Origin of the sequence: Sphingobacterium sp. 1.A.5, assembly GCF_002734235.1 — a bacterium.
In the GTDB taxonomy this organism is placed as follows: domain Bacteria; phylum Bacteroidota; class Bacteroidia; order Sphingobacteriales; family Sphingobacteriaceae; genus Sphingobacterium; species Sphingobacterium daejeonense.
Genome location: NZ_PEBA01000063.1, coordinates 87,487 through 101,115, shown reverse-complemented (window position 1 = coordinate 101,115; position 13,629 = coordinate 87,487). Strand labels below are relative to the sequence as shown.

The window sequence follows — 13,629 nt, the reverse complement described above, 5'->3', positions numbered from 1 at the left end:
CACGCCCCGGTACACTTTCTTTCCCACTTGCTTCAATTGTTTGAAAAAAAATTTTACCCAAGTTCTACCCAACTTGGGTTTTTTATTCATTTGAATGGTTCAGATTTGTATAGCCTATATCAAATTCCATCCGTTTGATTACAGGAACCCCTTACCGTAAAAGTGGAATTGAAGTAAGAGGGCGGAATTTATTAAGGCATCCGATAGGAGAATAAATTACCGCCTATGGAAATACCTTATATCCTAAAAATAGAAAGCGAATTTAAAAGGTGGATAGCCAATCCCAACGACCTCCCGGAGTGGAGCAAATACCCATTACCTTTCGCTGTCCAAAGGCAGGGCTTTACGCTGCCGTATTATGAACTATTGAGCCAGCAAATTAAAAACAGTCCTTTTTTTATAGATTTAGTGCAGCTTAATGTAAGCAACCCTGTTTATATTCCTTTCGACATTCAAGAGCGGCAACTGTACCTTTATTTTATGCTCAAAGGCACATTGTTGTATATGACTGAAAGCCGTAAGCCGATTATAAAAACGCAGCCTAACAGCTTCCTCATGTCCTATTACGATTCGGGCAGGTATTTCGCCTATGCCCAAAAAGGCATGCATATCTGTCTCGTGGTAAGTATTTTGCCTGAATGGATAGAAAGCATGTACCATAACTACCCTAATATCCAAAACGTCCTGCATCGTTTTAATCACGATAACCGCACCTACGACACCATGTACCAATGCAGGATGGACAGGAAGATACACCGATGGCTGTATAAAATATACAGTTATTCACAGACCAATATCGGGGCATTGGATGGCAATCTCCGCAAGTATATCAGCTACCTTCTGGAGCATTACGACACAATGTTAGAAGACCAAAAAGCCGACCTTGCTTATAAAATCAAAGCCTATATCCAGGAACATTATTGTGATAATGCGCTTACCATAAAATTCCTTTCAGAATACTTTTTCGTTACGGAACGTACTTTGCTCAATATCTTCAAACGCCAGTACCACATAAGCGTACAGGATTTTATTACCGAATTGCGCATTTCTCACGCCTTGTTCCTCATCGAAAAACAAGGGAAAGCTATAAAAGACGTATATATGGAAGTTGGCTACACCAATGAACGTCCATTTCGTACTGCTTTAGAGCAATACCTGAAACGCAGGTAACGGAATTTCCCCGAAATTGATAAAATCGGAAAATTTCTTACACAAAGTTGCTCAATATTTACCGATTTTGTCTTTCACACGCTTACGGCTTTGATGAACTTTGTATCAAAGGATGGTGATAACCATCATTAAGATACAAAGACAATGGAAACAGCAGCTACATATCAAAACCAAATCAAAAGAAAACGGATAACACTCAATGTCGTTATTATTCTTTTGCTGCTTCTTTGGATACCCGTAGGCATCGATAAAATAACAGACTTTACAGCGTTTAAAGGAGGCATTCTCCGCCAACCTTTTTCAGATAGCATAGGATATATCCTAATATACTCGCTCCCGGCATTGGAGTTAATAACAGTGCTGGCATTGGTAATGGAAAAGTATCGCAAAGCAGGTCTAATACTATCTACCGTATTAATGACCGCTTTTACAGCATATATCGCTGTGGCTCTTATGGGTGCATGGGAAAAATTACCATGCGGGTGTGGTTCGGTGATAAGTGGTATGAACTGGACACAGCATTTTTTCTTTAATCTCTTTTTCCTTTCCCTAAGCATTTTGGGGCTTTACTTATGGCATAAATTACGAGGTAGCAACGCCGGAGGCGAAGCTACCGAGGGCGCGTCTGCCAAAAGACATATAAAAAAGTATTTTTTAACATCAAAATTTTAAAGCGATGAAAAAATTAAAAATGAACCTATTTGCTGTAGTAGCAATAGCCATTGCAGCTGTAACCATGTCGTTTACCGTGATGAAAAACGCCAGTTTTGCAGGAGAAAAATGGTTTGAGTACACTGATGAAACCGGAGATGGAAATCCCAACAATCCTGAAAATTATATACTCACGCCAAGTGATGGCGCTAATCCGCCTACGTGTCCTGAAGGAAGTGACGAAATCTGTGCGGTTAAGGCTCAACCTGTGATGATTGGTGGTGAAGAACATCCCAATTTAGGTACTGTTATTGACGACAGAGAAAGAAAGCTGCAATAGCTTTTTCAGTAAATAATTTGAAAGAGTGTGAACAAGGATTATCCCATGTTCACACTCTATTTAGAGAATACTTTCGTTAATTAGATTTAATCATCCAAAGGAAAAGACCATTTCTTCAACCTCAAAATTTTAAAATGATGAAAAAAATAAAAAATAACCTATTTGCACTGGCAGCGGTAACCATTGCATCTGTAACAATGTCCTTTTCGGTAATGAAAAACGCCAGTCTTGCTGGAGAAAAATGGTTTGCCTATACAGATGAAACGGGAGATGGTAACATCTCCAACCCAGAAAATTTCGCACTTGTTAATGAAAATGGTAGTACAGCACCTCCGTGTATAACGGGAAATGATATATTGTGTGCTATTAAGGCAAAACCACTCATTGGAGATACTGAACACCCTGATATGAATACAGTTATTTCGTCTATATATACAAGGATAGAATAATAATTATTAGCGGTATTATGCTGAACCTTGTTACCGCTCGTTTTGTTGCATACCGTTGTTAAGTATCACACTATTGGGTATGGGAAAGACATACTTTGGACTGTTTGGCTCTAATGTATAAATCTTTCCATCAATATTTCTTGTTATCGTTTTTGAAAAACGGCTGTCCTTGTTCAATCGTCTTAAATCCGACCACCGTAATCCCCGCCATATTAATTCCTTTCTTCGCTCATCCAAGATAAACCTTAATACAGTTTCATCATTGTCCGAACTGAATGGAATAAATGTGCTGTTATAGCGATTTTTTAAAAGTTCGTTTACGGTCTGTAAAGCCGTGGTAATATTTCCTGCTCTTGCTTCACATTCAGCTTTTATCAGATAGATTTCGTTGGTAGAAATTCCGGCAAACCACATTCCTGAATTGCCATCGTAATTTCCCCTAAAGGAATAATAGCCCGCTCTGTTTCTAAAGAAAGCTGTTTTTCTAATATCGTTCGATTCATAAGACTTATATAGGTTGCTATCAATTCTTCCATAGGTAATGCTCATCACCATACGCCCAAAATCGTTAGCATGAAAAATTATTTCTTCATTATAGCGAGGTATCGGGAATGAGGTTGCCGACCCCATTGTTAATGTATTGTAATCAAGTAAAGCATCTGAATAGCTTAAACAAGTGTCTGCGTAAGATAGTGCTTTATCATAGTCTTCCATTGATAAGTATATGCGGGCTAACAGTCCATAGACAGCCTGCTTCGTTGGTGTTGTTTTATATGGGCTATTGACGGATAAAAGTATAACAGCCCTGTTCAAGTCATTGGTAATTTTAGTATAAGTTTCTTCAACCGATGACCTTATAGATTTCTCACCAATATCAGATTTTAACCTTAGTGGAATACCTAAGTCTGTTTGTGCCGTATTTTTCTCATAAGGTTTTGCCCAAAGCTGGGCAACATTGTAAAATGCAAAGGAGCGGAAAAACAAAGCCTCTCCCTCAATTTGGTTTTTTTCTACCGGAACAGGTTCAATTTTCTCCAACTGCTCCAAAATCAAATTGCATGAGTAGATTGCTGCATACATCATCGACCATTCGTTGGTTTCATCATCGTTAAATACATCATCATTCCATGTATAGATGTTTTTTGCTGTTAATGAAGTGAATCTATTCAAATTTTCTGTTTGTACAAATTGATTATCCGTAGCACCATCCTGAATTGAGGGATACCAGCTATTCATTCTCGATGTGTTATACAATAATGCTCTAAGGTCTGCAACCGTGGTCGGTACGACAAGCGATTTATCCGGTTTAACGTCCAAATATTTTTCACATCCTGAAAATGTGATTATTGTAATCAGTAATATTATTATATATCGTGTCATAGTTTCTAAATTTTAAAAGCCTGCTCTTAAACCAAATGAAAAAGTTCTTAGTGGTGATAAATCTCCAAATTCCGGGTCGACGTTATGTTTATCCGCTTTCCATATCGTCCCTAAATTGGTAGCGTACATCAATACCTCCAATCTTTTCAGTTTCCATTTGTTTTCCAATGATTTAATTTGGTAACTAAGGTTGATGTCCTGTAAGCGTATATTGTCTCCCTTTGAAATCAGCACTTCGGCACGTGGATAAAAATAGCCATCCCGATTGTTATTATTCGGATAGACCATTGACGGAATCTGTGTGGTGACTTCATCACCCGGCTTTTGCCATCTTAGACTAAAATCCGAATGCGAACCTGTGCCATTGAATATTGCGTTATAGTACACGCTGTTTCTCCTGAAATAGAACCCTAATTTATAGCTGATATTGAATGAAAGACTTAACCCTTTCCATGAGAACGTATTTCTTAAAGCACCGAAATGTGTAGGAGTGGCGGAGCCATAATAAATCAGTTCTTCTGGTGTGGTTTCGTTGCGGATGGCTGCATAATCTTTGCTTACTTCGCCATGAAGGTAGCCCATAGGGTCGCCTGTTTCGGGGTCAAGACCAGCCCATCGAAATGCAAAAATAGAATAGGCGGGTTTTCCAATGATGGGCGAAATAACCAATCCGCTATTAAGATAATTATTGAGGTCTCTTGTCTCGGCAAGATATTCCGTTATTTTAGTTTTTACGGTACTGTACAGCAAGTCTGTCCGCCATTCAAATGCTTTACGGATATTGACACTATGCAATTGTATATCTATTCCGTTTCCGGTCATGGAAGCCGAATTTCCAAGATAAGTGAACCCTCGGCTACTTAAGGAACCTATTGCACCTGTGGTTTGGTCGATAGGCATATAACCAATAAGGTCGGTATTTTTCTTGTGATAGTATTCAAATGTACCGCTTAAACGTTGTTTTAAAACAGCAAAGTCAAACCCTACATTGAACTGCCCGTTCTTTTCCCAACGAAGATTTTCGTTCGGTGGATTAACTAATACACCATAAGGCGTATTTATTAAATTTCCACCATTGTAATAACGCATTGTGGGCAGAGCCGAAACATTGCGATTGAGGTTACCGCTATAACCGAAAGTCGTCCTTAGCTTCAACAGGTCAAGCCATGTAATATTGATAAACCGTTCATTCGTCAGATGCCAGCTACCACCAACCGACCAAAGTGGGGTAAACCGTTGATTGCTCCTTACTCCAAACAGATTTGAGCCATCTTGTCTTGCACTAATGTTAAGATTATAGCGGTTATCAAACGTATAAGCCCAATTGGTAAAAAAGGATATAAACCTATCGTTAGTTTCGGATGTAAAATATGGATTTGGAATTTTTGCAATTCCACCTGTGGGACTGTACAAAGTATAATCAGTATCGTAATTAACTGCGATAGTCGTCAAAATATGGGGATTATAACCATATTGTGTAGACTGTGTTAGAGTGGTGTTTGCCTGACGAGCCTCTGCTCCAGCAAGACCTGTTAGCTGGTGTTTATCCCAAGTTTTGGAGTAATTCAGTTGTAAACGGAGAGATTGCGACGTGAAGCTGTTTGTTGATTCATTTAAGATATCGCCCAAAGGTATTGGGCGGAATAACGCTCCATCCGTACCAACCTGTGTATAGGTATTTATCCTATCACGGGTATAATAGGATGCCATGCTCCGTATATCTTTTCCTGCTCCCTGTGCGTTTTCATATTGGTATTTGATTTCTACAATCAGCCCTTTGCCAATGTCATAATTCAGCCCTGTATTCAATATCAGGCTGTTTGTTTTCTGCTTATTGTTGATGAGGTTTATTTCGTCCAATGGACGATACGTCCAATCTAATAATCCATTTTGTTTTGTTTCCTGAATATAGTTTGACCGATAATATCGGTCTATTGGTAAAGCGTTTCCATTTTCGTCCGCAATACGGGCATAAGGTAACGAAGAAGAATTGGTAGGTCTTCCTGCGTTTGTGAAGGTATGGGTAAAAAACAAGGCGGCATCCCAACTCAATTTTTTGGAAAGTCGAAACGTATTGTCAGAACGTAGATTATACCGTTTATAACCTCCATCGGTGGTGCTGGTATTGTCATCATAGCCACCAGAAAGATAATAGCTTACATTTTCGCTCTGCCCACTCACGTTTAGGGAATATTGCTGGTTTAGCCCTTTCCTGTAAACGTATTTATTCAATTCCCGACGTATATCGTATTGCGCTAATTCGTTCAGCCCTTGTTGCAATGCGGCATCGGTTAGTAACCCGTGTTTATTTTTATACATTAATTCCACTGCGGGGGATAATGGCACGTAGCCTAACTGCTCATTGGCATCGTAAAAGTTATTGTCAAAAAGCATTTTTTCGACACCTATATAATCCGCAGAAGACATATAAGGCAGTTGCATCATATCCGGCTTTTGAATAAGAGTCATATTGCTGTTAAACGATATGGCAGGCGGCTGGTTCCGTTTGGCTTTCTTGGTCGTTATAACGATTACACCGTTTCCGGCTCTTACGCCCCATATAGAGGCTGCGGTTGCATCCTTTAGAATGGTAATATCTTCCACATCGTTCGGGTTAATATCATTTATATTGCCCTCGTAGGGAAAATTATTCAGTATGATTAATGGTTTCGTATTGGAAAAAATAGTGCTTAGACCTCGTATGCTCAAATTGTTACTGCCTACACCGGGTCTGTTATCAAACATTGCTGAACTGGCAATACCGTCCAACCTGCTCAATACATCGGTAGAGATTTGACGATTAAACAATTCGTTGTCGATATGGTCAAATGACCCTGTGGCTCTTTCTTTGGGTATTTTTTGAATACCCGTGGATACCACTACTTCGCTTAAAGTATTGCTTGCCGGATTTAGGTGCACCGTCAATGGGTTTTGTGGAGCAGCAGAAAGGACAAATGTCGTATCTGCTAATCCAATGTAACTAACACTAACTGCTAAAGGGAATGCTTTATTTGTAAATTCAAAATTTCCGTCTTCATCAGTTTGTACGGTGTTATTCTGACTGCGGTTCAACAATTTGACCGTAGCACCTGCTACGGGCTGACCATTTTCATTATTGACTACCTTACCCCGAATGTTGGATATGTTTTGGGCAATGGTATTGGTAACTGAAAAAAGTATGAGTAAAAAAGTAATTGTTCGTTTCATTGAGTAGTTTGGTTTATAGTTCAGAAATGACAAAAAAATCCAGCACTCTTTCATCTTCCACGATGGCAATACCGAATGGTTTAAGTTGCCTGTTAACAGCTTCCACATCCTCAATAACATGTGCTATTTTTGGGATGGCTATTTTTTGGTCAGTAAAATCATTTACAACAGGAATATGCTGTATATCTTTATTGGTCTTGTTTACCCAAGCCGAAAGGTATTGTAAGCCGTCTTCGGGTTTATTGGGGATTATTGTCGTTTTCCCTATAATCTTAATGGTATAGCATTTTGTATTACGTTTTTCCATACGCCCATTTATGCCAAAGTGATAATTGAGGTCAGCCTGTACTTTTTGGGGAAAGTGCTTCAATACTGACAATGGGGCAATCCATTCGTAGCAATACTTATCCTGTAAAAACCTTTTCTCCGAAACAGAAAATGGTTCCTTCAACTCCAGCTTTGTCCGGTTAGGTGGCATTGTTAGCAATTCTCTAAATGCAAGTTCGTACATACGGCGGATGTCAGCATTGGTAGATAGTACCCGAAAGGTGCTCTCTTTTTCGTTCACTTTTGGTAGAGCATTTGAACGAGGAATGCCTTCTATGGCTAACGTAATAATACTTCTGCTAACAAAAAAATCCCCGTCAGCACCATTATTATTAAGCAGTAATGGACGTGTGTCATCATAGGTAAGGTTGTCCTTTTTCTGTGCAATGCTATTTGCATTGCCTTTCAATGCCGAAGTAATATTTTCCTTTGTTACATCAGATGAGTGTGTAATAGCTTGTACTTCGCCGGATTTGCTAATCCATACCTCATGCGGCAACATGGTGTAAGGGAAATGGAATTTATATGTATTGTCATCGGTAACTGAAAACAAGTTTAATCGGGAAAGTACTCGATTCTTCTTTAAGAATGCTTTTATTTCGTTGGCTTTCTGGTCTGTCATCGGTAAAATGATAACATCGTCTTTAAACTCCTTTTCCAGTTCGTGAAGTCTTGGCAATGCAGCTACACAAGTACCGCACCACGTACTCCAAAAATCCAATATTATCAGCTTGCCTTTGTAATCGGCAAGGGTGATGTTTTTTTTGTCCTGCGGGTGGTTCACCACCTGCAAAGGTGTGTTCCAAAGAGCATCAGGGATTTGGTCGCCGATGTTTAAAGCGGTGATGTTTTGGTTGTTTGCAGTCCCGACTTCTCGGGACTGCGGACGGGCTATGCCGACACCAAACAACATGAAACAAATTAGAATTAGGAAGTGCCTGCCGCCCGTTACCAGTTCCGGGTTATGGCAGGCTATAAAAATCGTTATCCTATTACGAATAAGTTTATTCGCCATTGGGTTTATAAATTATGGTTATTGGGAAATGATTAATTGCTCCGAGTATGGTTGCAGGACGTGCTAATCCGGGCTTTTGATGATGCAGCGGAGGCTGAATTTCTTTGAGAAGAACAAAACATCGCTTTTTATCCCTCCCGTTGGGGAAAGGAAGTAATATTGTTTATAATTGTTTGTCAATCTTCTCACTATTAGTTATTTGTTCCAAATAACGTTGAAATGGAGATTTTTTTGAAGTAATTTTGGTTGTCTATTATGCTTTTTTGGTTGTCTTTTATTATATTTACGCTATCAAATGACAATGAAATATGCAAGAGGAAGACAAAGTACACGTTTTGGAAACGCTGGAAGAAAACCATCAGGGCAGAAATGCGCAGCGTATCCGTATTTACTTGGGCATTAAGCAAGAAGTGCTTGCTAATGAATTGGGTATGAGCCAGCCACAAATTTCTGCCATAGAACGGGAAGCTGTTTTAGAGCCGGAAATGTTGGAACGATTTGCTTTTGCATTAGGCGTAACCCCTGACCTCATTAAGAAATTTGATGTGGAACGAGCTATTTATAATATCAACAGTTATAAAGATAGTACTGTTCAACATGGTGAGAATAGTACGCAGAATATTAATCCGTTAGATAAAGTAGTCGAGTTATACGAACGGTTGTTGCAAAGTGAGCGGGAGAAACTGGAATTATTTATAAACCAAAAAAATCATTCGTAAAATAACAATGGAAAAAGAAAAAGAAACCGTGTATTTGGAGGGGAAAAACCACATGGGTATAAAAATTGGCAGTGCAAGGCGATTGGTAGGTATTACGCAAAAGGATTTGGCAGAGCGTATGGGTGTGACCAAGCAAGCTGTATCTAAATTGGAACAAACCGAGAACGTGGATGACGAACGATTGGAAAAAGTAGCTATTGCGCTTGGCGTAAGCGTAGAGGGTTTGAAGAAATTTGATGTGGGGCAGGTTCTTTACCATACTAATAATTTTTACGAAAAGGTTGAACCGACAAATGGTGCTATGGTTGGTACAGTAAGAATTGAAAATAATCATCAGTTTTCAATTGAGCAGGCAACCAAGCTGTTTGAAGAATTATTGAGAATGGAACGGGAACATTTTCAGAAAGCAAAAGATAAGAAATAACTAAAGTATCTTTTAAAGCATAACGATAGATTCAGGCTTCCCTCGTAACCAAGAAGCGAAGAATTTTAAAAGAAACGGCGGATCTGCAAGTCCGCCGTTTCTCTTTCTATCGCTGTCATTATTTTTCCTCCTGCTCATCCATTTTCTTAATAAGGTTATCCCGCAGTGCATCAAGGAATTTGGTACGGTTTCGTTTCCGGTTGCGTATTTCGAGATAGGTATGGTAAAAGTTTCCCAAATCAATATTAAAGGCATTTTCAAAATATTCCGCTATCAACCTAATATCCGTATTGCCATTATCGAGAACGCTTTGGTAGTATAGGGAGTAAATGAGTTCTGTCAAAGCAGCTTTACTACCTGTCCAGTTCAGCCCCGAAATAGCAGTTCGTTTTATAAACAAACGCTTGTAGGTGCAGTAAAGCTGGTCTTCGAGATACACCTGTATCAAATCATTCGCCATTATCTTGGCTACCTTATAATCGTGGGAAGTAGAAAAAGATTGGTCGGACTGAAAATAATAGGTATCCAGCCACAGTTTTATATCGTGCTTGCCCCGAACAAACATTTTCTCGTCAAGAAACGAGTTGTTGCTTCGGTAATATTTATAAAAATCAATGTTATTGTCGAAAAACCTTTTTAGCTTCTTCAATTCTTTTTTAAGATATTTTCTAATGCGCTTAGCCCCGTAGGGCTTCCTCGTCTCGATTTTGTAAATGGCATTATAATAAATCAATTTTGAAACAATGACTGGCTTTTGATATTTAAAAAATCGGATTTCTTCATCAACATTTGTAAATCCTCGTTTCAAAACATAATCTTTAATTTCGGACAGACATTCCACAATCCGGTATATAATGGCTTCTGTCCGTTGTACCGGGTTATCGTTTTCAATCTCCAGTTCTTGGATTTCTGTTTCCAATTTAAGATATGTTTCATTGTAAAATTTATCCATTCGTTTCATTTTGATAAATATGATACTGATTAATATAGAAATGCTAATACTGCTCGTATTAGCCCATGCAACTACATGAAAGAACAACCAGTATGATGCTGGTGGTGGAACTGTTGTATTGTCTGATGGGTTGTAGTATGATGCAGGTTAATCCAAACGAATTATACCCCGCATCACCCACTGTATTTTGCCGTAATTTTACGGTTTGCAGTTTACAACCATCCGGTATTTTATTTTAATATGTCAATGCAAGCCCTACACCAAATCCCATATCACTATCATAGTGGGTACGTATACCTATATTTTTATTGATGATATACCTAAGCTCCCCCATATATTCTAAGTCGGTATTTACCATGAAGCCACCTCTTAATCTTTTTGAAATTGGAATATCTTCGCGCATTAACTGCAATCTTACAATTCCATCGTGATATACTTCTGCCTGGAAATTGACCAGCATAGGTAACGTATACATAAACCCTAAACTGAACGCCTTGCGGGTGTCTTTCTTGTTGGTTTGTCCAAATATGTTCTTTTCGTGCTCATCTTCTCCCATTTTCCGGTAACGAAAATCAAAACCTACAAAGGGCATGAACCATTGCATCTTTCCAATGTATCTACCTAAGTGAGTTTCTACTTCATACCCGTGCATACTATTATAGCCTAAGCGCCATTCTGTTCCTAATTGATAGCGTGCATTCATTAGCATAGCTTCTCCATCATTACCATTGGTTGCAAAATCGTTTTGTGCCATAAAATGGGGCATATTACTTTCTCTTTGCAATTCTTTATAGGCTTTTGCCTTGTCAGGTAAATAGGGGTTATTGTAGTCTCCAACTTCAAACACCCTGTTCATTCCCGCCATCATGTGATATAATATATGGCAATGAAAGAACCAATCACCTTCCTCATTTGCTAAAAACTCAATGGTATCCGTTTCCATAGGCATGATATCCAACACATTTTTAAGCGGCGATTTTTCGCCTTTTCCGTTTATCACCCTAAAATCAAATCCGTGAAGATGCATAGGATGCCGCATCATCGAATTATTATAAATGGTAATCCGTAGGATTTCTCCTTTTTTTACAGGTATTTTGTCCGTTTCCGAAAGTATTTTATTATCCATGCTCCATACATAGCGGTTCATGTTGCCAGTAAGTGTGAACTTCAACTCTTTTACAGGCGCATCTTTTGGAAGGGAGGTGTTGTAAGGCGATTGCAACATAGCATAATTTAATGTTTTGATGTCTCCCAAGGCATTAGCGTTGTAACGGTTAGGGTCGTCATCCATGTTCATACCTTCATGCTTGCTGTGGTCTGATTTCTTTGCTGCATCTCCGGTAATTTCGGGATACATCACTACATTCATGTCCATTTGGTTCAGGCTCATCTTCATGCCCATATCGTCCAAATCGCCATTCATTTTCATCATATCGTTCATCATCTTCATCCCCTCGAAATACTTCAATCGTGGGAGCGGGGAAATAAGCTGTTTGACCCCATCACCTATAAAGTAGCTTGCTGATTGTGTTCTGTCCTCGGTTGTTGCTAAAAACTCATATGCTAACCCATCTTGAGGGATAGTCACTACAATATCGTAAGTTTCAGAAACTGCAATGATTAATCTATCCACTTCTACAGGCTCAACATCATTTCCATCATTCGCTACTACTGTAATTTTCCCTCCAGCATATCTTAGCCAGAAATACGAAGACGCCCCGCCATTGGAAACGCGTAATCTGACTTTGTCACCTGCTTTTAGCTTTTTACCACCAATTGTTTTCAAATCGGTGCTATGGCTACCATTTATTAGGATTTTATCATAGTAAACATCACTGACATCCATCGCTAGCATCCGTTTCCACTCATTTTTTACCTTTACGCCTAATTTTCCCTCCTTAATAGCTTCAACGTACGATTGCGTAGCACCTTTCTTAATGGCCGCCCAATCATTTGCATTGTGTAGCATACGGTTGATGTTATCCGGGTTAAGATTTGTCCACTCACTTAATATAATCGGGACGGTCGGCAAATCGTCAATTCCTTTTCTAAAGGTTTTATCGTCGCCTCTTTTTTTCATGATAAAACTACCGTACATGCCTATCTGCTCCTGCAAGCCTGAGTGCGAATGATACCAGTGCGTGCCATGCTGGATAATCGGAAAACGGTAGGTGTAGGTTGTACCCGGTGCGATGGGCTTTTGCGTAAGCCAGGGCACACCGTCTTCTTTATTGGGCAGGAACACACCATGCCAGTGCAGTGATGTGCTTTCTTTCAATTGGTTGTGCACCACTATTTCGGCAGTGTCGCCCTCGGTAAAGGTAAGGGTGGGCATGGGGATTTGCCCGTTTACGGCAATCGCCCTTTTTTGCTTACCTGCATAGTTGACAAGTGTATCTTTTACATACAGCTCGTAATGCACTACTCTCTGTGCAAACAGCGTTTGCGTGCAAAGCAGCATCAGCACTGTTTGCAATATTCTTATGGGTATTTTTTTATATCTGTTCATTCGTTGAAAAATTTTATTTAATGCTGTCTTCCATTGTGCCAAACCACGCTATCAAAACCTGCTTATCCTCCGGTGACAATACTGCATTACGATGAATTAGCGTATATGACGACAATGGCATTTCCCCGTCCTTAACCTGCCCGGCCATAGCCCTGAACTTGTTTCGCTGCCTGCGGACAGAATAGTCGCCAAATTCGCTAAAGTTGAGTTCCTCTTTCCCCTTTTTTATATGCTCTGCCATGTACCATGCGCCGGGCTGGATACGGCTGTACCACGGATAATGGGTATTGTTGCTATGGCAGTCATAACAGGACTGAACAAGGATAGCCTTTACATTTTGGGGTACGGTGTACACCCTTTCGATATGGGTGGCTGGCACTTCAACCGCCTGGTTCCGTAAGGGCTGAAAGAACTGTATGGCAATCAGGACGACAGCCAGCCCCAATATGATTTTCTTCTTTATGGTCATAATTATTTTATTGTGGC

Annotated in this window: 12 protein-coding genes; 6 read left to right on the top strand and 6 right to left on the bottom strand. The window is 39.6% G+C overall.

Annotation, left to right across the window (positions count from 1 at the left end; all coding sequences use genetic code 11):
- Nucleotides 1-480: 480 nt before the first annotated feature.
- The 4 genes from CRT24_RS17375 (at nucleotide 481) to CRT24_RS17360 (ending at nucleotide 2,610) form a co-directional block, all read left to right on the top strand.
- A complete protein-coding gene (locus CRT24_RS17375) occupies nucleotides 481-1,170 on the top strand; it encodes a helix-turn-helix domain-containing protein (protein WP_257214078.1) in 690 nt (229 codons plus the stop codon).
- 144 nt (nucleotides 1,171-1,314) lie between these two features.
- The gene (locus tag CRT24_RS17370; RefSeq protein ID WP_002993285.1) at nucleotides 1,315-1,842 is read left to right on the top strand and encodes a MauE/DoxX family redox-associated membrane protein; all 528 of its coding nucleotides are present in this window, start codon (nucleotides 1,315-1,317) and stop codon (nucleotides 1,840-1,842) included.
- A gap of 19 nt (nucleotides 1,843-1,861) precedes the next feature.
- Entirely contained in the window at nucleotides 1,862-2,161 is a 300-nt protein-coding gene (locus CRT24_RS17365) for a peptide ABC transporter substrate-binding protein (protein ID WP_232279797.1), read from the top strand.
- Nucleotides 2,162-2,295: 134 nt separating this feature from the next.
- Complete coding sequence (locus CRT24_RS17360; RefSeq protein ID WP_002993282.1) at nucleotides 2,296-2,610, top strand: hypothetical protein; 315 nt, start codon at nucleotides 2,296-2,298, stop codon at nucleotides 2,608-2,610.
- Between the two features lie 30 nt (nucleotides 2,611-2,640).
- Here the strand turns inward: CRT24_RS17360 and CRT24_RS17355 are convergent, their stop codons facing one another.
- Genes CRT24_RS17355 through CRT24_RS17345 form a run of 3 tightly spaced genes read right to left on the bottom strand, consistent with a single transcriptional unit; the run spans nucleotide 2,641 to nucleotide 8,539 of the window.
- The gene (locus CRT24_RS17355) at nucleotides 2,641-3,990 is read right to left on the bottom strand and encodes a RagB/SusD family nutrient uptake outer membrane protein (RefSeq protein WP_094280395.1); all 1,350 of its coding nucleotides are present in this window, start codon (nucleotides 3,988-3,990) and stop codon (nucleotides 2,641-2,643) included.
- A gap of 12 nt (nucleotides 3,991-4,002) precedes the next feature.
- Nucleotides 4,003-7,197 carry a SusC/RagA family TonB-linked outer membrane protein gene (locus tag CRT24_RS17350; RefSeq protein ID WP_257214077.1) on the bottom strand — a complete coding sequence of 1,065 codons (3,195 nt, stop codon included), beginning with the start codon at nucleotides 7,195-7,197 and terminating at the stop codon, nucleotides 4,003-4,005.
- A gap of 13 nt (nucleotides 7,198-7,210) precedes the next feature.
- The gene (locus tag CRT24_RS17345; protein ID WP_099372374.1) at nucleotides 7,211-8,539 is read right to left on the bottom strand and encodes a TlpA disulfide reductase family protein; all 1,329 of its coding nucleotides are present in this window, start codon (nucleotides 8,537-8,539) and stop codon (nucleotides 7,211-7,213) included.
- A gap of 308 nt (nucleotides 8,540-8,847) precedes the next feature.
- Here CRT24_RS17345 and CRT24_RS17340 point away from each other — a divergent pair, with 308 nt between their 5' ends.
- The gene (locus CRT24_RS17340; RefSeq protein WP_002993277.1) at nucleotides 8,848-9,258 is read left to right on the top strand and encodes a helix-turn-helix domain-containing protein; all 411 of its coding nucleotides are present in this window, start codon (nucleotides 8,848-8,850) and stop codon (nucleotides 9,256-9,258) included.
- A 7-nt stretch (nucleotides 9,259-9,265) separates the two neighbouring features.
- Nucleotides 9,266-9,682 (top strand): helix-turn-helix domain-containing protein, encoded by a 417-nt coding sequence (locus tag CRT24_RS17335; RefSeq protein WP_002993276.1) that lies wholly within the window; start codon nucleotides 9,266-9,268, stop codon nucleotides 9,680-9,682.
- Nucleotides 9,683-9,800: 118 nt separating this feature from the next.
- Here CRT24_RS17335 and CRT24_RS17330 read toward each other — a convergent pair whose 3' ends face one another.
- The 3 genes from CRT24_RS17330 to CRT24_RS17320 form a co-directional block, all read right to left on the bottom strand.
- Nucleotides 9,801-10,634 (bottom strand): RteC domain-containing protein, encoded by an 834-nt coding sequence (locus tag CRT24_RS17330; RefSeq protein ID WP_037459503.1) that lies wholly within the window; start codon nucleotides 10,632-10,634, stop codon nucleotides 9,801-9,803.
- Between the two features lie 235 nt (nucleotides 10,635-10,869).
- Nucleotides 10,870-13,143, bottom strand: coding sequence for a multicopper oxidase family protein (locus CRT24_RS17325; RefSeq protein ID WP_037459500.1), 2,274 nt, complete (start codon nucleotides 13,141-13,143; stop codon nucleotides 10,870-10,872).
- Nucleotides 13,144-13,156: 13 nt separating this feature from the next.
- Complete coding sequence (locus tag CRT24_RS17320; protein ID WP_232046378.1) at nucleotides 13,157-13,522, bottom strand: heme-binding domain-containing protein; 366 nt, start codon at nucleotides 13,520-13,522, stop codon at nucleotides 13,157-13,159.
- Nucleotides 13,523-13,629: the final 107 nt, after the last annotated feature.